Here is a 21,395-nt window from a genome sequence, read left to right on the forward strand (position 1 = left end):
ACAGTTTTGGGAAAAACGAGGATAACGCTTTTCAGTATCTCGACAGGGATAACTTACTTTACCATCGGTTATCCCTTTTAGCCGCACAAATTTTAGCCATGGCTTTTCAGGAAGTCAGGGCTATCAGAATGGCCTTAGAAAGCCTAGTCAAAGAGCTGTCACGAGAACACCGTTAGCTTAGCGTACGATTTTTTCCGAATTCTGCGGTTCCCCCTTCAAGATCCACGTAAAAGTTCAACCGGAGTGTGGGTTTTCCTGCTCCGACGACACTCGTTACACGAACAGATTGTTGTCGCGCACCAGCTCGCGGGGCAGGGCATTCTTGACCCGGCTGCCCACCCATTTCCCCATGCCCAGGGTATGACCCTGATAACGAACGATCACCTCGCCAGTGCCGGCGGCTTGCTCCGGCCACACATCCCGCCCCATCATGAACTCCCGCGCATCAGCAATGCCGAGCTCGACGAATCCCTTGCTCGCGCCGTCGCCATAGGCCAGCGCCCACTCATGGGTCAGCCGATAACCTTTCTTGAAGGTCTCCGCCAGTTTCAGCCCGATGCGATCGAAGCGCAATTTGCCCTGCACCTGTTCGAACAGCTGGGGGAAGAGCCAGATCTCCTCGCTGCGGCCAAACAGATTGCCCTGCGGCACGACCCCGAAGGCGGCTTCAATCTCGCGCAGCATGGGCTCGGACTCTTTGGCCGGCAGCGGCGAGAAGGGGAATTTGCCGAGCTTGCCCGGTTTGAACATGGTGTTGGGTACGGAGTGGTGCTTGCGCAATCTTGCAACGAAAAAGCCTTCACTGTCGAAGATTTGGGGCCAAACGTGCAGGTATCCTTCCGGCGTGCAGGCCTGCTCTGCAGCGGGGAAGAGATCGGCCAGCGAGTCAAAGCTGAACGCATCGCCGAACTTGTCCAGCAGTGACTGACAGACTGCCTGGTTCTCCTGCAGGCTCAAGGTACAGGTGGAGTAGACCAGCACGCCGCCCGGTTTGAGGGCATGAAAGGCACTCTCCAGCAATCCCTGCTGTACCGCGGCAATCTCGTCGATGCTCTCGATGCTCCAGTTGCGCAAGGCGTCTTCATCCTTGCGTACCGTGCCCTCGCCGGAGCAGGGGGCGTCGAGCAGGATGGCATCGAAGGTTTCTGGCAACCACTGGCCGAAGACCTTGGCATCGAAGTGGGTCATGCCCACGTTGGTCACGCCGCAGCGCTGCAGATTGGCACTGAGCACCTTGAGCCGGCTGCTGGAGTACTCGTTGGCAACCAGCATGCCCTGGTTGTTCATCAAGGCCGCGATCTGGGTGGTCTTGGAGCCGGGGGCCGCCGCCGCGTCCAGCAACATGCCGTCGCGCCGGGTCTGCTCGCAGGCAAACAGGGCGGTGACCGGCAGCATGGAGCTCGCCTCCTGAATATAGAAGAGACCGCTCAAATGCTCGGCGGTGTTGCCAAGGGGCACGCTCTCGTCTTCGCGACTGAGCCAGAAGCCGGTGTCGCACCAGGGCACGGGATCGAGCTGCCAACCGAGCGGTTGCATCTGCACCACAAACTCCGCCACCGAGATCTTCAGGGTATTGACCCGAATGCTGCGCCGCAGCGGTCGTCGACAACTGGCCACGAACTCATCCATGGAGAGGTGCGCCGGCATGATGGCCGCGATATGGCGCAAGAAGTGATCGGGAAGATAGGTGTTGTCGTGCACGGTGCAGTCTCGTTGACCGAAAAAGAGGGGCGACATCTTATCACAAGGGTAGGAATATTCTGAAAACACGGCGGGTAAAAACAAGCCCGGCACAGTGCCGGGCTTGGGTGAACGTAGGTGAGGGGAGCGATCAGGGCTGGATGCGGGGGCTCCACTCCTGCCACTCTTTCTCGGCCTTGGGATGCAGCGGGTAGCTGTGACCGGCCTTGACGGTCGGCCCCATCTCTTTCTCCGGCGTATTGAAGGCGATGCCGCCGGCGAGCAGGCTCTGCACCGTCTCTACCTCGATGGTGCCACCGGTCAGGCCGATATCTGCCTTGACCCCGGAGACATTCCAGAAGCGGGAGTTGGCCCGCACCAGATGGGCGTACTCCTGCTCCACGTTGACGTCGATCAGCACCTCGCTGCCATCGCGGGCCAGCGCTACCTTGGTCACGCTGCCCACCACCATCTTGCGAAACAGTAATGGGCTGCCGACGCTCAAGCCGTTGACCGACGCGCTCTTGAGGGTAAGCGCCAGGCCGGCCGGGCCGCTTTGGCTGAGGGGAAAGCGCTCCTTGCCTGCGCCCTGACCGGGCTGCGCCTCCACAAAGGCGCCCTTGATCAGGGTATCGAGGTGGGCCACGCCGCCCAGCCCCAGCTTGGCCTGCACCAGGGTGAAGCGGGCACCAGACTGCAGGAAGCGCGCGGCATACTGGCCATCCAGCTCGGCCTTGAAGATCACCTGACCCAGGGTTGGCTCCAGCTCAATCTGTTCAATCTTGCCGATGTCGACCCCGCGGTAGCGGATAGGGCTGCCGACCCCGAGTCCCGGGTTGCTGTCAGCCACCAGGGAGAGGGTCCGTACCTTGGCCTTGGCCTGCTCCTTGCTGTCGAACAGCTGGTGACTGCTGCGGCCCGTGCCGAGCCGATCGAATTCGATGGCGCCGCGCAGCAGGGTGGCGAGATTCCCCACCTTGACCTGCACGCCATCCACCCGCACCCGGGTATCCAGCGCCGGTTTTTTCCAGAATTGCGGCTGCTGCTCCAGCAAGGGGGCATAGACACCGGCGATCTCGAGTTCGATCTCCACCCCCTCCTTGGCGGCGCGCAGCGCGTTGACCTTGCCGGCCTCTAGCCCCAAATAGAGCACGGGGGAGCCGATGCCGATGCCGTCAGCCTGCTCCGCCTTCAAGATCCAGCGACGGGGCTTGGTATCCCGGGTACCGAGCAGGGCCAGTTCCTGGCTGGGATAGAGCCGGTTGAGCCGCTCGCCGGTGGGGGCCTGCACCAGCTTGATGCCGCCACCGATCCAGGCGCTGGCCGGGCTGGTTTCCACCTTGATGCCGCTCAGATCGGCATCGATCTGCAGCGGCGCTGCCCGATAGAAACGGGCACGGTTCAGTAGATGCTGATACTGGCTCTGCACGACCAGGGTCACGCTGGCATTGCCGCCACCATCCAGGGTAAGCTGGCTGATCTGACCCACCTGCAAGCCCTTGTACCAGAGCGGCGCTCCTTCGTTGAGGCCGGCCAGATCGTCGGCCTGCAGCACCAGTTTGATGCCACCCGGTTGCTCTTTACTGCTCAGGGTCATGGCCTTGACCCGCTCACCCGCCACATAGTCGAGGCGAATGGCCGGACCCGCCAGCAGGCGATCCGCATGCTTGATACCACCGGCGTCAAGGGAGACGCTCTCCCATACCAGACGACTGTTGCCGGTGATCCGAAACGCCTGTTCCGGGTTGATCAGTGCAGTCACCACCCGGCCCTTGTCGGTGAGGCGAATGGGGTCGATGCGACCGATCTCGATGCCTTCGAACAGGATGGGCATCCCCTCTTTGATGGGCAGATCCCCCGCCAAAATGTCGATCCGCTCGCCGCGAGCCGCTTCGGCCAACCCTTTGTAGAGGGTAAAGACCTGGCCTTTCTCCGGCTCCGGAGAGTCCTTGGGAGAGTCGAAGGCGATGCCGCCGCTCAGGATGGAGGTGAGGCTGCCGGCCTCCACATTGACCCCGGCCAGGCTGAAGGAGCCCTTGATGCCGCTGATGTTCCAGAAGCGGGTGTCGGCCTTGATGAGGTGCTCAAAACGCGGCTCGATCACCAGATCCAGGATCACGTTCTGGTTCTCTTCGCCAAGGCGGGTGTTGATGACGCTGCCCACCTCGATACCGCGAAAATAGAGCTTGGCGCCGATGCCGACCGAGCCGAGCGAATCGGCGGTCAGGTGCAGCATCCGCCCCTGGGCCTGATAACCGGGGGGAGGGCCGTCCAGCGCGTCGAACTCCTCCTGCAGCGGGTTGTTGTCACGCCCGGGCTGCAGGTTGATGTAGTTGCCGGAGACCAGGGTATCGAGACCGGAGATCTCGGTGAGCGATGCCTTGGGGCTCACCAGCCAGAAATCCGAGCCTTTGCGGATGAGCGGGCGGGCCCGGCTGTCAATCTTGGCCAGCACGGCTATCTTGCGGCCATCCTCGGCCAGCTCCAGCTCCTGCACCACCCCGATGGCGACCCCCTGATAGCGCACCTGGGTCTTGCCCGGCAGGATACCGTTGCCCTGGGCGAAGTTGATGCGGATCAGCTGGCCACTACTGGCAAACTGCTGGTAGATGAAGCCCCCCGCCAGCAACAGGGCGATAAAGGGCAGCAACCAGACGGGTGACAACCAGCGACGCTTCTCAATGACGGGTTCAGCCCCGATCATACCGACTCCTTAATTGGCTGAGATAAACAGCAGTTCAGATAAAGACAAACAGTTTCAGGCATATGTGATAGCCGACCCTAGCGGGCCGCCTTGTCCCACAGCAGGCGCGTATCCAGCATGCGAGCCGACATCATGGTCAGCACCACCACGCCGGCAAAGGCGGTGGCGCCGGGGCCGGCCCGCACGTTGAGCAGCACCCCGCGATCCACCAGGGCCACCATCAGCGAGATGACGAACAAGTCCAGCATGGACCAGCGGCCGATGAAATCGATGATGCGATACATGATGAGCTGGCGTTTGCGCCGCACCGGCTTGGTTCGCTGCAGCTGCCAGCAGATCCAACCCAGCCCCAGGATCTTGCCCACCGGCACTATGATGCTGGCGGTGAGGACGATGGTGGCGATACCCGACATCTTGCTGCGATAGAGCATCATGATACCGCTGAAGATGGTGTCGGACTGCAACAATCCCTTGTTATAGAAATGGGTAATGGGCAGCAGGTTGGCGGGTAGCAGCATGAAGCTGGCCAGCGCCAGCAGCCCCCAGGACCAGGCCAGGGAGTGGGGAATGCGCACCTGCAGCCGACTGTGACAACGAGGGCAGACGCTGCCCGCCTGATAGCGTACCAACAGGCCGCAGGTGTGGCAGCGGCAGAGCCCCAGTTCACGAGCGCTGGTCTGGGACATGGTCCGGCTCCTCCAGTGGCACTCGCTCCCAGTAGGGGGCCGGGTCAAACAGGATCAGCAGGGTCAGGTTGAGCAGCATCAGGATCCCCAGGCTCAACAGTCCGCCGCCGAGGCGCACGTCGGCGATGTCGATCAGCTTGAACAGGGCGACCAGCAGGCTGACGATGTAGACCTCCAGCATGGCCCAGTGACGAAACACCTCCACCGCCTTCAGGGTCGGCGCCAGTATGTGCCAGCGTTTGGCGAGGCCCGAGGCCAGCGCAAAGATCCCGAGCAGCAAGCCCACCGGCGCCAGCACGGCGCACCAGAACACCAGCCCCGCCACCCAGATCTCGTGCTCGAGCAGCAGCACCATGATGCCCTTGAGCAGGTTGGCGTCCGAGTTGACGCCGGCCAGGCGCAGGTAGATCAGCGGTTCGAAGAAGGCGGACGGGAGCAACAGGAAGCCGGTGATGGTCAGCGCCATCAATTGGGAGGGGCGAAATGCATAGCGCCCGTACAGATGCTGGTGACAGCGGGGGCAGTGGGCGTGGCGCCTCAGCGGCAATAACTTGCGTTCGATCAGCAAGTCGCAAGCCGGGCAGACGATCACGGGATTGAGATCCGACATTACGATTCAACCTGTTGAAGGAATTGGTGAAATTTACCCTAAAAGCCGCGTCCTGTCTTGCCTGGCGGGGGCATGCCACGAAAGTATGATTGACGTTAACGTAAACGTGATATTAGATAGTCTCACCAGACAAGTGAAAGGAGTCATGATGTCCAGCCTTACCCCCTCGGCAGGCCTGCGTTTTCGCACCGCCCTCGCCAACGAACGCCCCCTGCAGATCGTCGGCACCATCAATGCCTACATGGCGCTGATGGCGGAGCGCAGCGGCTTTCAGGCCATTTATCTGTCAGGCGCCGGCGTTGCCAACGCCTCCTATGGCCTGCCGGATCTCGGCATGACCTCCCTCAACGACGTACTGATCGACGCCGAGCGCATCACCGCAGCCACCCGTGTGCCACTACTGGTCGACATCGACACCGGCTGGGGCGGGGCATTCAACATCGCTCGCACCGTGCGCGCCTTCGAGCGGGCCGGGGTGGCCGCCGTGCACATGGAAGATCAGGTGGCCCAGAAGCGCTGTGGTCACCGGCCCAACAAGGCGGTGGTCTCGCAGGAAGAGATGTGTGATCGCATCAAGGCGGCGGTGGATGCCCGCGAGAGTGACGAGTTCATCATCATGGCCCGCACCGATGCGCTGGCGGTGGAGGGGATTGGCCCGGCGCTGGAGCGCGCCGCCGCCTATGTGGCCGCCGGGGCCGACATGATCTTCGCCGAGGCAGTGACCGAACTCGGTCAGTATGACCTGTTCAAGCAGGCGGCCGGGGTGCCCATTCTCGCCAACATGACCGAATTTGGCAAAACCGAGCTGTTCGACAAGGAGGCACTCGCCGCCCACGGCGTCGACATGGTGCTCTATCCCTTGAGTGCCAGCCGGGCGGCCAATCAGGCGGCCCTCAACGTCTATCAGCACCTTCGCCAGGATGGCCATCAGCGGGCCGTCGTCGACACCATGCAGACCCGGGAGTCGCTCTACGATTTCCTCGGTTATCACCACTACGAGCAGACGCTGGACCGTCTGTTTACATCCAGGGACTAGGAGGAAAGGCAATGGGACAGCAAAAACCGTTGGGTGGCGCCGGCCTGCGTGGCCAGAGCGCGGGGGAGACCAGCATCTGCACCGTGGGCAAGAGCGGCACCGGGCTCACCTATCGCGGCTATGACATCCAGGAGCTGGCCGACGGCGCCCAGTTCGAAGAAGTCGCCTACCTGCTGCTCAAGGGCGAGCTGCCGGACGAGCAGCAGCTCGAGGATTACAAGCGGACCCTGCGCAGCCTGCGCACCCTGCCTGCCGCCCTGCTGGAAGTGCTCGAGCGCATTCCCGCCGATGCCCACCCCATGGATGTACTGCGCACCGGCTGCTCCATGCTTGGCGATCTGGAGCCGGAAGATGGCTTCGAGCACGAGCATGAAGTGGCGGATCGGCTGCTGGCCGCCTTCCCGGGCATTCTCCTCTACTGGTACAAGTTCAGCCACGACGGGGTACGCATCGCCCTTGACACCGACGAGGAGTGCATCGGCGGCCACTTCCTGGCGCTGCTGCACCAGAAGGCGCCGAGCGAACTGGAGCGCCGGGTGATGCACGTCTCCCTCATTCTCTACGCCGAGCATGAGTTCAACGCCTCCACCTTCGCGGCGCGGGTCTGCGCTTCGACGCTATCTGACATGTTCTCCTGCGTCACCGCGGCCATCGGCACCCTGCGCGGCCCGCTGCACGGCGGCGCCAACGAGGCGGCCATGGCGATGATCGAACCCTGGCAGGATGAGGCCCAGGCGCGGCGCGAGCTGCTGGCCAAGCTGGCGGCCAAGGAGAAGATCATGGGCTTTGGCCACGCCGTCTATCGCACCTCGGATCCGCGCAACGTCATCATCAAAAACTGGTCGGCCAAGCTGGCCGAGGCAGTGGGCGATAGCAGGCTCTACCGCGTCTCCTGCGAGGCAGAGAAGGTGATGTGGGAGGAGAAAGAACTCTTCCCCAACGCCGACTTCTTCCACGCCAGCGCCTATCACTACATGGGGATCCCGACCAAGCTGTTCACCCCCATCTTCGTCTGTTCGCGGGTCACCGGCTGGTGCGCCCACGTGATGGAGCAGCGCGAACACAACCGGATCATCCGCCCGAGCGCCGATTATGTCGGCCCGGCGCCCCGTCATTTCGTCTCGCTGCAGCAGCGATAAACATGGGCGGCCCTGTCACTCCCTTGCCTCACCCGACCCCGGCAGCACCGGGGTCGATACGCGCAGGCGGGCGGGCAGGGCGCCGTTTCATCACCCTGTTTCATTCACAACAACGATAAGGAAGTCACGATGTCCGCCAACGTCGACGTCAACCACAGACCAGACCCCGATCAGGTGCTGGTCGATATTGCCGATTACGTCTGCAATCACCCCATCACCAGCCAGGCAGCCCTCGATACCGCCCGTTACTGCCTGATGGATACCCTGGGCTGCGGCCTGCTGGCCCTGCGTTTTCCCGAGTGCACCAAGCACCTCGGTCCCATCGTGCCGGGCACCGTCGTGCCCTTCGGCGCCCGGGTACCCGGCACCCAGCTCTGCCTCGACCCCGTCAAGGCGGCCTGGGATATCGGTGCCATCATCCGCTGGCTCGATTACAACGACACCTGGCTGGCCGCCGAGTGGGGTCACCCCTCCGACAACCTGGGTGGCATCCTCGCCACCGCCGACTGGCTCTCCCGTACCCGGGTGGCCGAAGGCAAGGCGCCGCTCACCATGAGCGATGTGCTGACGGCCATGGTGAAGGCCCATGAGATCCAGGGGGTGCTGGCGCTCGAGAACTCCTTCAACCGGGTCGGTCTCGATCACGTGGTGCTGGTGAAGGTTGCCAGTACCGCCGTGGTGACCCACATGCTCGGCGGCAGCCGCGATCAGGTGATCGATGCGGTCTCCCAGGCCTGGGTCGATGGCCAGAGCCTGCGTACCTACCGTCATGCACCCAATGCAGGGTCGCGCAAGAGCTGGGCGGCGGGGGATGCCACCTCTCGGGCGGTGCGCCTCGCCCTTATCACCATGAGCGGCGAGATGGGCTATCCCGGCGCTCTGACTGCCCCCAAGTGGGGCTTCTACGACGTGCTGTTCAAGGGCAACCAGTTCGCCCTGCATCAGGGCTACGCCAGCTATGTGATGGAAAACGTGCTGTTCAAGATCTCCTATCCTGCCGAGTTCCACGCCCAGACCGCGGTGGAGTGCGCCATGAAGCTGCATGAGCAGGTGAAGGGACGCCTCGACGAGATCGACCGCATCGAGCTCACCACCCATGAGTCGGCCATTCGCATCATCAGCAAGGTCGGCGCCCTCAACAACCCGGCCGACCGGGATCACTGCCTGCAGTACATGGTGGCGGCGCCGCTCATCTTCGGTCGCCTGATCGCCGAGGATTACGAGGACGCCGTGGCCGCCGATCCCCGCATCGATGGGCTGCGAGCCAAGATGGTGGTGCAGGAGGACAAACGTTACAGCCGCGAATATCTGGAAGCGGACAAGCGATCCATTGCCAACGCCATCCAGGTCTTCTTCAAGGACGGCACCCACACGCCGAAGGTGGAGGTGGAGTACCCGGTCGGTCATCGTCGCCGCCGCGAAGAGGGGATCCCGCTGCTGGTGGAGAAGTTTCGCCACAACCTGGCCACCCGCTTCCCGGCCAAACGGGCCGAGGCGATCCTGGCCCTCTGCCAGGATGGCAAGCAACTGGCCGCCACCCCGGTGCACGCCTTTATGGACCTGCTGGTGATCTGACCGCTTGTCTATCGGCATACTGTTATAAATGAAAAGCGGGCCACTCGGCCCGCTTTGTCATGTCTGCCCGCATGGCTCCCAGGGTCAATCCAGCACAGTCTCGTCGCCCGCCAGCAGCGCCTGCATGATGGCCGTCTCGCGGCTGGCGATGGTCTCGAGAAACTCGTTGGCTCGTCCCATGTGGTGACAGACCCGGTAACCCCGTTCGACAAAGGTAAACAGCTCGCCCAGTCCCGCCAGATGGGCCGGCCCCGATACCAGCTTCAAGGTTGCCCCGAGCAGCGGCTTTCTGGCCAGCCGATCCAGGGTCATCCCCAGTTCGGTGACCAGTTGCAACTGATGACGGCGGCGCGCTTCCTCACCGACCTCCTGATAGGCGAGGGCATAGGACTTGGCATTCAGCCGCGCCATGCGGCCACTGCGACGCAGCGCCACCACCATCAGGTAGTCGAGCTCCTCGGAGAGGGCATCGAGTTCAATTGCCTGCGCCAGCACCTTGAGACCGGATTCCGGCAACAGTCGCTCGGCGGTCGGCATCACCCGCATCACGTCCGCATCCCGGCGGGCACAATCTCCCGGCCCATAGAGGTCAGTCAGGAAGAACTGCGCGGCCGGCCCGTAGCGCTTGCTCTCCAGCAGATCGCGGTGGGTACGCCCCAGCCGATCGGCCTGCCATTGGCGCAATGCGTCCCTGTCTTGCTGATCCTGCGGATGGGTGCGCATCTGCTCGCGCAGCGCGGCCACCCGGTTGAGCTGGCGATAGAGTCGCGCCAGGGTACTCTCTTCATCCGGTTGCGGGTCATCGAATGGTTGTTGCTGTTGGGTCATTTGCGGCTCTCTTGACCTGTTTCCAATGGCCTGTCACGGATAGACATGACGACAGGCGGCGCCTTGCCGACGCTCGTCACGTGTTGCCGGTCCAGTGTAACGCGGCGGCAGCCCAGGCGGAATCGATGGAGCTTTTACTCAACAGGCTTTGTTAAGTGAGTCCCAAAAATGTTGCAAATGGCTTTCACTTGTTTGATTCATGTGTTTAATATCAATAAATGTTGTCATCGCTCAGAGAGTTAGCATGTTTCTATACGATCCCCTTGCCGGCAGCAGCCTGTCGACCATCCAGGTCAGCCGCCAACACCCGCTGGGCCTCGCCGGCGCCAGACTGGCCGCCGAAGCCATCGCCCAGGACATGAGCGAGGAGTACGAACTCGACTGCGAGTGGGAAGACGAGGAGGAGACCCGCTTGCTGTTTCGTGGCGCCGGGGTCAACGGCTCTTTGTTCCTCACCGACGATACCCTGTCGCTGGAGGTGCGCCTCGGCCTGATGCTGTTGCCGGTGCGCAGCGTGCTGGAGCAGGAGATCCTCGAATACGTCGATCAGCGCCTGCCTTGCCCAACCCGGCGCTGATGAGGCCAATAAATACTGATCCAGCGCAAGAAATAGTCATGAAATAACCGATTCCACTATCGTGACCCGGCCTGATATTTATTATTAAAAGGGCCAAGCACACTTTGTTTGCTTTATTTTAAGAGGCATGAAAATTGCCTCCATTTTTGTCATGAAACATCATCCTGAATTAATCGCCGTGCAGTTTCACCAACATATAAGTGCTATTTGTTCATTCACTCCTGATCAAGCCAATTCATGAAACGGCAGGAGACAAATAACGCGAAACGATAGGGATAATACATGTCTGTGTGTGAACTCATCTCCTGTGTCGATACCGCCTGGCTGCGGATGGACCGGCCCAACAACTTGATGCAGATCGTCGGCGTGCTGATGTTCGACGGTCAGCTGGATGAAGCCATCTTGCGGGAGAGCCTGCTGCACACAGTTCGGGTACAGCCGCGCTTCGGGCAGAAGGCCTGCCTGGAAGGGGGCGAATACTACTGGCGCACCGATCCCGACTTCGACCTCGACCTGCACCTCAAGCGGGTGATCCTGCCAGGCAAGGCCGGCAAAGCCGAGCTGGAGCGGCTGGTGGCCGATTTTGCCTCCACCCCGCTCAACCACCAGCGCCCGCTGTGGGAGATGCACCTGGTGGATACCTCTCTGGGCGGCCAGGCGCTGGTGGTGCGTTTTCACCACGCCATGGGGGACGGCTTCTCTCTGGTGCGGGCCATGCTGACCATGATGGACGAGAGCCCGGTGGCGCCCCCCAGACCCCAACCCGAGCCGGTGGCCAATGACGACGGCGACGAGGAGCACGATCAGCAGGGCAGTCGCCTGCTGCGGGCCGGCCTCAAGCTGACCGGCACCCTCTGGTCCAAGTACGTCGAGGTGCTGACCCATCCCACCAAGGCGATGGACTACCTCAAGACCAGCCGGGACGTGACCGCCGAGCTTTATACCATCGCCACCCTCTCCGATGATGCCAATACCCGGCTCAAGGGGGAGACCGGCAGTACCAAGCGGGTAGCCTGGTCAGAACAAATCCCGCTGCCGGACGTGAAGGCGGTAGGGCGAGTGCTCGGCTGCTCGGTCAACGATCTGCTGATCGCCGCCACCGCCGGTGCGTTTCGCCACTACCTGCTGGAGCAGGGCGACCAGACCGACATCGACATCCGGGCGCTGGTGCCGGTCAACATGCGCGCCCCGGACGACAAGGGGGCGCTGGGCAATCGCTTCGGGCTGGTGGCTCTGGATCTGCCCCTCAACATCGAGCACCCGCTGCAGCGGCTCTATGTGGTGCGGGATCGGATGCAGGCGCTCAAGTCCTCCCTGCAGCCGGCGGTGGTGCTCAACTTGCTGGAAGTGATGGGCATGGCCCCCAAGGCGGTACAGCAGCAGGCCATCGACATCCTCTCGGCCAAGGCCAGCGCGGTCATCACCAACGTACCGGGCCCGCAGCAGACCCTCTATCTGGCCGGCGCCCGCCTGCGTCAGCCGCTGTTCTGGGTGCCCCAGGCCGGCGACATCGCGGTCGGCGTCTCCATTCTCTCCTATGACAACAAGGTGCAGCTCGGCCTCATCACCGACAAGAAGCGGGTGCCGGACCCGGATCTCATCGTCGAGCGCTTCGCCGTGGAGTTTGAGCAGTTACTGCTGCTGGTGTTGATGGAGCCGGACCTGCTCTATGATCCCGACATGCTGGATCAGTTGCTGCACGGCTGACCGTGCCACTCCTGCAAGAGAAGGAGCCGGCAAGAAAGGAAGCCTGCAAGAAAAAAAGTGAAAAAGAAAAGAGGCCAACCCGGGGGTTGGCCTCTTTCATTGCAGCAATGGCTGCCTTACTCGTCCGCCAGCTCCTCACGGGCGGCTTCCACGTCGAGCCGCTCCATGGCATCCAGCGGCTCGCACGCGGCGGCCTCGCCGTAGAGCGCCTCGGCGGCCGCCATCTTGCTCTTGCCGTGCATCATCACCATGGCGTTGGCGTACTCCATGCGGGCGATGGCGGAGTGGGGGATGATGGCCAGCGCCGCCTTGAAGTGACGCTCGGACTCATCCTTCTTGGCGCCGTAGGTGATACCACCGATCATGGCGCCCAGCTTGTCGATGATCTCCGCATGCCAGGCACCGAAGGCGATATGAGCCTCTGCGTGGTCAGGTTCAAGGGTCAGCGCCTGCTCCAGGCTGCTCTTGATCTTGTCACCGATGCCGATGGAGAGCGCCTTGGAGACCGAGATCACCTGGCTGTAACGACCCAGCGCCAGGGCGTGGAAGTACCAGGCGTTGACGTTGCCAGGCTGGCGCTTTTGCAGCTTCTCGGCGTTGCTGGCGGCCAGCTCGAACGCTTCGCGCTTGGCATACTTGTCATCCAGCAGGTAGCTGGCGTGGATCACCAGCGCCTTGTTCGCCACGTTGAGGCCCTCCTCGCCGGCGCCCAGCCCCAGAGTGACGGCGCGGGCGAAATCACCGGCGTGATAAGCGCGCCAGGCTTCCTGCACTTGTTCATCTTCGGGCCAGGGTTCGGCATCCCCCTGGTGTAGCCGCTCCCAATGCTGCGCAAGGCGCTCCCCGGCATAGTCATAGGCCGCATCCGGCCAGGGGAAGGGGGTGAAATCGGACAATTTGGGCTGTGAAGTGGTCATATGATTCTCCCTGTTAAAAACACAATCAAATACACGATGCTGTCAGCTCGCCGTGGTGGCGGGCTGATAATGGGTGGCGATGGCATCCAGATCGGCGCGGGCATCGGCTCGCAGCCGGGGGGCCACCAGCTGCATCACCTGAAACACCCCGAGCGCGATGTCGGCATCGGCCCGCGGATGCAGCGCCCGCTGGTAGGAGATCCAGAAGGTCCCGACCAGCGCGATGTTGGCGGCCAGCGCCGTCACCTGCGTCTCATCGCCTTGCAGCAGGCCGCTGCGCCAGAGGCTGTGACAGATGGCGGCAGCGGTCTGCTCCTTGCGCCGCAGCAGGGCCGAGAAGCGCAGCTCCACCTTGTGGTTGCCGCTCATCAGGGTGCTGATGTCGTAATAGAAAAAACGGTACTTCCAGATGAGTTCGAACATCAGGTGCAAGAAGAACCAGATGTCTTCCGCCTCGTTCAGCGGCGGCGTAATGGTATCGAGCAGGTGGGCCATCTCCTGTTCAAACTCGCCGAACAGGGCGTTGACGATCTCCTCCTTGTTGTGAAAGTGGTAATAGAGGTTGCCCTGACTCATCTCCAGCTCGGCCGCGATGGCGGAGGTGGTGACGGTCGGCTCGCCCAGCAGGTTGAACTGGGCGAGGGCGGTGGCCAGGATGCGATCCCGCGTACGCCGCTTGGGTTTGCAGTCCATGCTACTCCTTCGATTGCCGGCGACCCTTGCCGCCATAGCGGCGAGTCAGCCAGTGCTGCAGCTGGGTCAAAGAGGCATCCAGCGCTGCCACCGAGCCGGTGCCCGGGGTCAGCAGGGAACGCTGTTCATCGGCCAGCGCGCCCAGATCCAGTTCCAACCCATGTCTGGCGAGGATGGGGCCAAGCTCGTCCCGTCGCTGCCACAGATCCTGGCGGGTATGCTGGAAGGCGTGCTCGCACAGATGGCGCCGATCCCGGTAACTGAACACATTGGTAAAGAACATCTCGCCGTCGGCCGAGGAGGGTTCGAACAGCAGGGCATCCGCCTCGGGATACTGGTGCTTGTAGCGATCCATCCCCACGTGCATGCGCGAATGGATGATGGCGCGAAACGTCTGGGCCAGCACCACCGGCAGACCGCGGTCCACCAGCTTGGCGGGGTGTTCGCAGGCCAGTCCCGCATCAAAGGGCACCAGCGGGTTGATGCAAAACACCAGATCGGCCCCCTCCTGCAGCGCCACCGAGGCGTGCAGCGTCTTGATCAGCGCACCGTCCACGTAGTAGCGGCCATCGATGAGCGAGGGCGGGAACAGACCGGGCAGGGCGGCCGAGGCCTGTACCGCGGCGGAGATGGGCACCTGGTCCAGCCCAGGGCTGCCGAAGGCCACCGCGCGGCCGGTATCGAGCTCGGTGGCGATGACGAACAGCCGGCTGGCAAGCTCACGAAAGTCGTTGCTGCGACCGGGGCGGGAGAAAAACTGGGTGAGGATCCGATCCACCCCGCGGCTGTCGAACATGCCGGTCGGGATCGCTCTGGACAACCCCTGCAACGAGCCGAGCAGGCTCTTGTTCCAGGGAGAGGAGAGATAGTCGGCCAGACAGGTCAGCACCAGCGGCGGCAGCGAGGTGAGCCGGTCAAAATATTCCCCGAAGGCGGGACGCAGCAGGGTGGAGGGGTCGAAGAACTCGCCGGTGTCATCGCTTAACAGGATCCGCACCAGCTTGTCCGGCGAGATGCCGTTGGCCAGCGCCGAGGCGATCACCGCCCCCGAGCTCACCCCCACATAGATATCGGCCTGCTCGAAACGCAGCCCCTTGATGCTGTCGGCCAGGGCGGCGCAGGCTCCGATCTCGTAGATCCCCCCCAGAGGTCCCCCTCCGGCGAGGGCAACCGCAATCGTGCTCATGATTTGCCTCCCTTCTCATGCAAAACCGGCCCAGCAGAGGGCATGGGCCGGTGGATCATTACGCAATCAGAACAAGCCGGTCAGTGGATCAGAAGAGCGTGGTTTCACTCTTCTCCTTGACCTCTTTGGCCACGCTCTCCACTTCCGTTGCCAGTGCTTTCACCTCTTCCTTCACCTTGGCGATGGGGGCGGCGGCTTTCTTGACCGGCGGCTTTTTGGCTGCCACCGGCTTCTTGGCAGCGGCGGCGGCAGGCTTGGCCTCGTCAGCCGGAGCAACGTCATCCAGATCCTGGGCATCGATCAGCTGCTGTACCACCTCGGTCAGCTCGGCCATGCGCTTGGAGAGCTTGTCGATGTCCTTGCGGGTCGGGATGCCGAGGCTGGCGACGGCGCGGGCCACGCGATCCTCGAACACCTGCTCCAGACGTCCCCAGGTACCGGCAGTCTTGTCGGTCATGGCAGCGATCTTCTCGTCTGCGCTCTGGCGGGTACGGGTTTGCAGGGCTTCCCCTTCCTGCACCAGGGCTTCGAAGATTTTACCGCCTTCTTCCTGGGCTTTGGCATAGGCACCCAGACCCGCCAACCAGATCTGCTGGGTGGACTCCTTGATGGTGGAGGTGAGTTGGTTGTCGGTCACCGAACTTGCCAGTGCTTTCAATTTTTTGGCCATGACAATCTCCTTGCTCGTGATATAGATGATGGTAATGACAACAACCTTGATATATTCGTTGTGGCATTACTTGGCTTTCATCCTCAGTCTATGGAGAAAAAATAGAGGGTTCTACCTAATAACGGAACAAGCAACCCTGGTAATTTTGGTCTGGGTCACGAAGAATGATATTCGAATGAATATTTTGCGTTAAAGCGTGATATATCTAACAGCAACTAACAGCCCAATCAGTAAGGGATATAAATACCATGGACTATTTCATCACGGGGGGCAGCGGCTTTATCGGTCGCCGGCTGATTAAAAAAGTGCTGCAGCGCCCGAATAGCCGGGTGCATTTCTTGATGCGTGCCGCCCATCTCGATCGGGTACCCGATCTGCTGGCCTACTGGGGGGTTGAGGCGGATCGCGCCATCCCCGTGGTCGGCGACATGACCCACCCGCTGCTCGGAGTGGGCAGTGCCGAGCTGGAGCCTCTCATCGGCAAAGTCGACCACTTCCTGCATCTCGCCGCCATCTACGATCTCAACGCCAAGGCGGGCATTCAGCAGCAGGTCAATGCCGAAGGCACCCGTCAGGCCCTGCAACTGGCCGAGCGGCTCCAGGCCCGCTGTTTCCATCACTGCAGCTCCATCGCGGTGGCCGGTCTGTTCGACGGCCTGTTTCGGGAAGACATGTTCGATGAGGCCGAACACCTCGACATGCCCTATTTCCAGACCAAGCACGAGGCCGAAGGAATCGTGCGCAAGGAGAGCACGCTGCCCTGGCGCATCTACCGACCGGGTATCGTGGTCGGTGATGCCAACACCGGCGAGATGGACAAGGTGGACGGCCCCTATTACTTCTTCAAGACCATCCAGAAGCTGCGCCGCATGCTGCCGCCCTGGATGCCCGCCATCGGAGTCGAAGGGGGACGCATCAACCTGGTGCCGGTCAACTTCGTGGTGGATGCCATCGATCACATCGCCCATCTGGAAGGAGAGGACAACAAGGCGTTCCACCTGACCGATTCCCACCCCATGCGGGTCGGCGACATGCTGAGCACCTTCTCCCGCGCCGCCCATGCCCCCGAGCCTGCCATTCGCATCAATGCGGCCCTGTTCAGCTTCATTCCCCGCCATCTGATGACCATGCTGATGGCGCTGACGCCGGTGCGGCGCATTCGAGATGCGGCGATTGCCGATCTGGGGCTGCCCAAGGACATCTTCCGGCTCATCAACTATCCCACCCGCTTCGACAACCGCGAAACCCAGCGGGTACTGAAGGGGACCGGCATCGAAGTGCCGCCGCTGCACAGCTATGCCTGGCGGCTGTGGGACTATTGGGAGCGTCACCTCGACCCTGAGCTGTTCATCGATCGTACCCTGCGCGGCCGGGTCGAGGGCAAGGTGGTGCTGATCACCGGTGCCACCTCCGGCATCGGCAAGGCCACGGCGAGAAAACTGGCCGAGGCGGGGGCCAAGGTACTGACCATCGCCCGTGACGAGCACAAGATTGCCGAGACTCAGGCCGAGTTTGCCGAGCTGGGATTGACTCTGCAGGTCTATCAGGGGGATCTGGCCGATCTCGCCCAAGGGGAGGCAATCACCCGCCAGATCGTGGCCGAGCACGGCGGGGTGGACATCCTCATCAACAATGCCGGTCGCTCCATCCGCCGCGCCATTGAGGACTCCTTTGATCGCTTCCACGATCTGGAGCGCACCATGCAGCTCAACTACTTCGGCACCCTCAAGGTGATCATGGGGCTGCTGCCCACCATGATCGAGAAGAAGAAGGGCCACATCATCAACATCTCCTCCATCGGGGTGTTGACCAATGCGCCGCGCTTCTCCGCCTACGTCGCCTCGAAATCGGCGCTCGATGCCTGGGTGCGCACCGCCTCCTCCGAGTTTGCCGACAAGGGGGTCAACTTCTCCATCATCAACATGCCGCTGGTGAAGACCCCCATGGTGGCGCCCACCAAGGTGTATGAGCAGGTGCCCATGATGACGCCGGAAGAGGCCGCCGATCTGGTGTGCGACACCATCATCAACAAGCACGTGCGACTGGCCACCCGGCTCGGGGTATTCGGCCAGGTCATCCATGCCCTGGCGCCGCGAGTGGCCCAGGTGATCATGAACACCAGCTTCCGCACCTTCTCCGACCCCAAGGAGGGCAACGAGTCCAAGGCCTCGGCAGATCAGATGGCTGTCTCCACCCTGATCAAGGGGATCCACTTCTAGGGGGGTGACAACGAACTGAGGTAGCAAAAACGGAAAGGGCCTGCGCAATCAGGCCCTTTTCATTTGCGGCTGCGGGCGGGAGAGCAGGGTCAACAATAAGGCCGTGGTACGGCGGGAGTAGAGCAAGGAGAGGTGGCCGAGGGCGGCAAGCTCCACATCCTCCATACCATCCAGCCGTTGGCGGGACTGGGGCAGCACGAAGTTGTCGTGGCTGGTGCGCACCGAGACCCCGGGCACGCAGAGCGGTACGGCGGCGAAGCGCTGCAACCAGCCGGAGCCGGGCTCCATCTCGCGGGCATTGTCGCCCAGTCCCAGGGTCGCCAGCTGGCTGCCCTGATGGGGAGTGGCCAGAGTGATGAGCTGGGCCACCTTGTCCCCGCCCGCCACCGCCAGATAGTCGCGGCACACCAGGCCACCCATGCTGTGGCCGATCAGCACCAGCTGCGACGCACCGGTGGCAGCCAACACCTCATCGATGCGATTGGCCAAGAGCGGCACCATGTCGTCGAGATGGCCGAAGGGAGGGGTCAGGGTGACGGTCGCCACCGTGTGGCCGGCAGCCTTCAGTCTGGCTCGTTGCACCCGCCAGATGCCGCGACTGCAACCATAACCGTGGATCAGCAGCAGGGGCAGGGGGGAGGGAGTCAGCTTGTCTGGCGCCATCAGCCAGCGCTCGAACGGCAGCAACCAGGTGAAGGTCAGCAGGTAGGCGGCTATCTCTCGTCCCACCATGGGCAACCATGCTCGCCAACCGATGGCAGGCACCGGGTAGAAGCGGGAAAAGCCCCAGGTCAGCAGCACCACCAGGGTGCGCAGCCCCAACAGGGCCACCACCACGAACAGGAGGGAGAGCTGTAGCGAGAGGCCAATGACCAGATGGGCGATGCCTCCAAGGAGCGTCACCTCAACCAGCAGCAGGATCAGGAGTTGCTTTGTGATCGTCATGACCCAATCATCCGACCAGTTTGGCATGGAAGTCAAATGACCCTTTCATCAATGTGATGGCAGACGCGCAATCATTAGCCGGCGCGCCAATAAAACACTTCTGCATGGGGTTATTTGCAATACTGTATATCCATACATATACTTGTGATCACTATCAGAAGGAGGACGCCGCTATGGCCGTTGAGATCAAATATGTTGTGGTGCGTGGGGGAGTGGAGAAGATGACCTTTACCAGCAAGAAAGAGGCCGATGCCTATGACAAGCTGCTGGACACTGCCGATGAGTTGATGCATTTGCTGGCAGGCGCGCCCGTTCGCCTTGAACCGGAGCAGCAAGAGAGTCTGGCCTTCTACCTGGCCGAGCAGCGCGATCTGCTGCAAAACGTGCTGCGCGGGGCCAAGGGGCAGGGGAGCGGCAAGTCGGAGCCGCAGGAAGAACAGAGCGAGGCGGGCAAGCCAAAAGACAAATCCCTCAAGCGTGTAGCGTGAGGACGACACGGGGGAGGCTGCCCATCACAGTATGGAAACAGCCTCAGTTTATGCATTGATGAGAATTTTAAAGCATTTATATGGATATTTACCCCGAGAATTTTCCAACTAAGGTGCATATCCATTGAATAAACACACTATGCAGCATCAGCTGTTGATGGCGATGCTGTTCGCTGTACAGCATCGACGTTCCATTCCCGCGTGATGCCGATAACCCCATTTATCGGCATCACCATCACGCAAACCCCGAGCCGAGCCTCTCATCCACAAGCATCATCATGACCACTATGTTACTTCCACCCGCCATGCCGCTGTTCGATGGTCTGGCCTACCTAGAGGCGGGCAACCCTCAGGTCAATCAATATCTTGCCAACCTCAGCCTCAACGATGTGCCCGATGCCGGGTTGGTCTATGAGCTCGCCGTCGACTGGCTGCTGGAGCAGCGCAACAGCGAGAACAACTACAAAACCTATCGCAGCGAGCTGACCACGTTTTTGCACTGGTGCTTCGGCGAAATGCGCATCAGCCCCAAGGATCTGACCCGGCGCATCATGATGCGCTATCTCGATTACTGTCAGGCACCGCCGGCGGCCCTGATTGCCTATCGCAACGTAGCCCAGTTCGTGCTCGACAAGGAGTGGGGAGAACGACTGCCCAATCCCCAATGGCGACCCTTCCTTGGCAAGCGGGAGCTGGGCCGCGAGCTGCCGTACCGCCTCAGCGAACAGGCCATGAAGACCAAACTCGCCATTCTGTCTGCCTTCTTCCAGTTCTTGATCCAGGAAGAGTACATGGACCGCAACCCCGCGCTGTTACTGCAACGGGTGAAGCGCTCAATGCAGCAGGAGTCGGACGACCATGGCCAGGCCTTCAGCGAGTTGCAGTGGTCCTATGTGATGCAGGCAGCCGACCTGCTGGCGGCCGAATCACCAGAGCAGCACGAGCGCAGTCGCTTCCTGATAAGCCTGATGTACGCCTGTTACCTGCGGATCTCGGAAGTCGCGGCAAGACCGGGATTTACCCCCGTCATGGGGCAGTTTCGCCGCGATGGAAAAACCGGCGTCTGGGGCTATTTCATTCCCCGCAGCAAGGGTGGCAAGCGCCGCACCGTGGCGGTCTCCCATGCCTTGCTTGAGGCCCTCAAACGCTATCGGACGTTTCTCGGTCTCTCACCATTACCGGCGCCCGATGAGCAGACTCCGCTGTTTGTGCGCCACAAAGCTGCGGCACATGGCCGGGAACAAGGCGAGCTCAACGCCAACCTCGGGATCCGCCAGCTGCGTGACCTGGTGATGAGCGTCATCCAGACCGCCGCCGAGCTGGCAGAAAAAGATGGGTTTATGCAGGACGGCGCCGAGATGCGCAACCTGACACCACACTCCATTCGTCATACCGGCATCACTCACGACATCAATCTCAACGGACGGCCGTTATCACACGTGCAAGCCGATGCCGGCCACGACAGCATCGACACCACCTCCAAGTACCTGCACACCGGCAACAGCGAGCGCCATGAAAGTGCCAATCACAAACCGCTGGATCGGTTGCACGACTAGGCCTTTCAAAATGAGAGATAACGAAGAGAGAAGTTCAGGAACATGGCTGTGATGGACCTGCGTTTTTTAACCGGCATCACTCCGGATTCTTCTACAACCCAACACCGCGCATAATATACAGGGTTTATGTTTCTTGCGGCCCGTCTGCTAACTTGCGCCAGCAGCAGGCGGCCCCGTAG

At 61.7% G+C, this 21,395-nt stretch carries 18 protein-coding genes; 8 read left to right on the forward strand and 10 right to left on the reverse strand.

The genetic code is table 11. The annotated features are described in order from the left end of the window. Window positions 1-273: 273 nt before the first annotated feature. From rsmF to PG899_RS22230, 4 genes are all read right to left on the reverse strand, one after another. A complete protein-coding gene (rsmF, locus tag PG899_RS22215) occupies window positions 274-1,701 on the reverse strand; it encodes a 16S rRNA (cytosine(1407)-C(5))-methyltransferase RsmF (RefSeq protein WP_043162715.1) in 1,428 nt (475 codons plus the stop codon). Window positions 1,702-1,831: 130 nt separating this feature from the next. Then, on the reverse strand, window positions 1,832-4,384 hold the full coding sequence (locus tag PG899_RS22220) for an MlaD family protein (protein ID WP_190284300.1): 2,553 nt from the start codon (window positions 4,382-4,384) through the stop codon (window positions 1,832-1,834). 77 nt (window positions 4,385-4,461) lie between these two features. After that, complete coding sequence (locus PG899_RS22225) at window positions 4,462-5,070, reverse strand: paraquat-inducible protein A (protein WP_016350707.1); 609 nt, start codon at window positions 5,068-5,070, stop codon at window positions 4,462-4,464. Beyond that, window positions 5,048-5,680, reverse strand: a complete 633-nt coding sequence (locus PG899_RS22230) for a paraquat-inducible protein A (RefSeq protein WP_039215808.1) — start codon at window positions 5,678-5,680, stop codon at window positions 5,048-5,050. Before PG899_RS22230 ends, PG899_RS22225 begins: the two co-directional genes overlap by 23 nt. 148 nt (window positions 5,681-5,828) lie before the next feature. Here PG899_RS22230 and prpB point away from each other — a divergent pair, with 148 nt between their 5' ends. The 3 genes from prpB (at window position 5,829) to PG899_RS22245 (ending at window position 9,430) form a co-directional block, all read left to right on the forward strand. Beyond that, the gene (gene prpB / locus PG899_RS22235; protein ID WP_077097749.1) at window positions 5,829-6,716 is read left to right on the forward strand and encodes a methylisocitrate lyase; all 888 of its coding nucleotides are present in this window, start codon (window positions 5,829-5,831) and stop codon (window positions 6,714-6,716) included. A gap of 11 nt (window positions 6,717-6,727) precedes the next feature. Next, a complete protein-coding gene (gene prpC, locus PG899_RS22240) occupies window positions 6,728-7,855 on the forward strand; it encodes a bifunctional 2-methylcitrate synthase/citrate synthase (RefSeq protein WP_043162712.1) in 1,128 nt (375 codons plus the stop codon). Window positions 7,856-7,984: 129 nt separating this feature from the next. Continuing rightward, window positions 7,985-9,430 carry a bifunctional 2-methylcitrate dehydratase/aconitate hydratase gene (locus PG899_RS22245; RefSeq protein ID WP_190284299.1) on the forward strand — a complete coding sequence of 482 codons (1,446 nt, stop codon included), beginning with the start codon at window positions 7,985-7,987 and terminating at the stop codon, window positions 9,428-9,430. 84 nt (window positions 9,431-9,514) lie between these two features. Here PG899_RS22245 and PG899_RS22250 read toward each other — a convergent pair whose 3' ends face one another. Further along, the gene (locus PG899_RS22250; RefSeq protein WP_077097752.1) at window positions 9,515-10,258 is read right to left on the reverse strand and encodes an FFLEELY motif protein; all 744 of its coding nucleotides are present in this window, start codon (window positions 10,256-10,258) and stop codon (window positions 9,515-9,517) included. Between the two features lie 199 nt (window positions 10,259-10,457). On the opposite strand from PG899_RS22250, the gene PG899_RS22255 reads away from it, so the two are divergent. Then, entirely contained in the window at window positions 10,458-10,835 is a 378-nt protein-coding gene (locus PG899_RS22255; protein ID WP_029303024.1) for a polyhydroxyalkanoic acid system family protein, read from the forward strand. A 282-nt stretch (window positions 10,836-11,117) separates the two neighbouring features. Beyond that, the gene (locus PG899_RS22260) at window positions 11,118-12,542 is read left to right on the forward strand and encodes a wax ester/triacylglycerol synthase family O-acyltransferase (RefSeq protein WP_077097754.1); all 1,425 of its coding nucleotides are present in this window, start codon (window positions 11,118-11,120) and stop codon (window positions 12,540-12,542) included. A gap of 116 nt (window positions 12,543-12,658) precedes the next feature. Here PG899_RS22260 and PG899_RS22265 read toward each other — a convergent pair whose 3' ends face one another. The 4 genes from PG899_RS22265 to PG899_RS22280 all read right to left on the reverse strand — a co-directional run bounded on the left by PG899_RS22265 (window position 12,659) and on the right by PG899_RS22280 (window position 16,008). Further along, a complete protein-coding gene (locus tag PG899_RS22265) occupies window positions 12,659-13,459 on the reverse strand; it encodes a hypothetical protein (RefSeq protein ID WP_077097756.1) in 801 nt (266 codons plus the stop codon). 42 nt (window positions 13,460-13,501) lie between these two features. Then, window positions 13,502-14,152: a TetR/AcrR family transcriptional regulator gene (locus PG899_RS22270; protein ID WP_016350698.1), complete on the reverse strand. Its 651-nt coding sequence runs from the start codon at window positions 14,150-14,152 to the stop codon at window positions 13,502-13,504. 1 nt (window position 14,153) lies between these two features. Continuing rightward, the gene (locus PG899_RS22275; protein ID WP_077097758.1) at window positions 14,154-15,338 is read right to left on the reverse strand and encodes a patatin-like phospholipase family protein; all 1,185 of its coding nucleotides are present in this window, start codon (window positions 15,336-15,338) and stop codon (window positions 14,154-14,156) included. 88 nt (window positions 15,339-15,426) lie between these two features. Then, on the reverse strand, window positions 15,427-16,008 hold the full coding sequence (locus tag PG899_RS22280) for a phasin family protein (protein ID WP_024945221.1): 582 nt from the start codon (window positions 16,006-16,008) through the stop codon (window positions 15,427-15,429). A gap of 248 nt (window positions 16,009-16,256) precedes the next feature. On the opposite strand from PG899_RS22280, the gene PG899_RS22285 reads away from it, so the two are divergent. Then, the gene (locus PG899_RS22285; RefSeq protein WP_077097760.1) at window positions 16,257-18,227 is read left to right on the forward strand and encodes an SDR family oxidoreductase; all 1,971 of its coding nucleotides are present in this window, start codon (window positions 16,257-16,259) and stop codon (window positions 18,225-18,227) included. A 48-nt stretch (window positions 18,228-18,275) separates the two neighbouring features. On the opposite strand, the gene PG899_RS22290 is transcribed toward PG899_RS22285, so the two are convergent. Then, a complete protein-coding gene (locus PG899_RS22290; protein WP_179101511.1) occupies window positions 18,276-19,172 on the reverse strand; it encodes an esterase/lipase family protein in 897 nt (298 codons plus the stop codon). Between the two features lie 173 nt (window positions 19,173-19,345). Here PG899_RS22290 and PG899_RS22295 point away from each other — a divergent pair, with 173 nt between their 5' ends. Beyond that, a complete protein-coding gene (locus PG899_RS22295; RefSeq protein WP_077097764.1) occupies window positions 19,346-19,660 on the forward strand; it encodes a YebG family protein in 315 nt (104 codons plus the stop codon). 278 nt (window positions 19,661-19,938) lie between these two features. Continuing rightward, window positions 19,939-21,216 (forward strand): tyrosine-type recombinase/integrase, encoded by a 1,278-nt coding sequence (locus tag PG899_RS22300; RefSeq protein WP_077097765.1) that lies wholly within the window; start codon window positions 19,939-19,941, stop codon window positions 21,214-21,216. Window positions 21,217-21,395 lie beyond the last annotated feature (179 nt).

Source organism: Aeromonas sp. QDB39 (assembly GCF_027707585.1).
GTDB lineage: Bacteria > Pseudomonadota > Gammaproteobacteria > Enterobacterales > Aeromonadaceae > Aeromonas > Aeromonas hydrophila.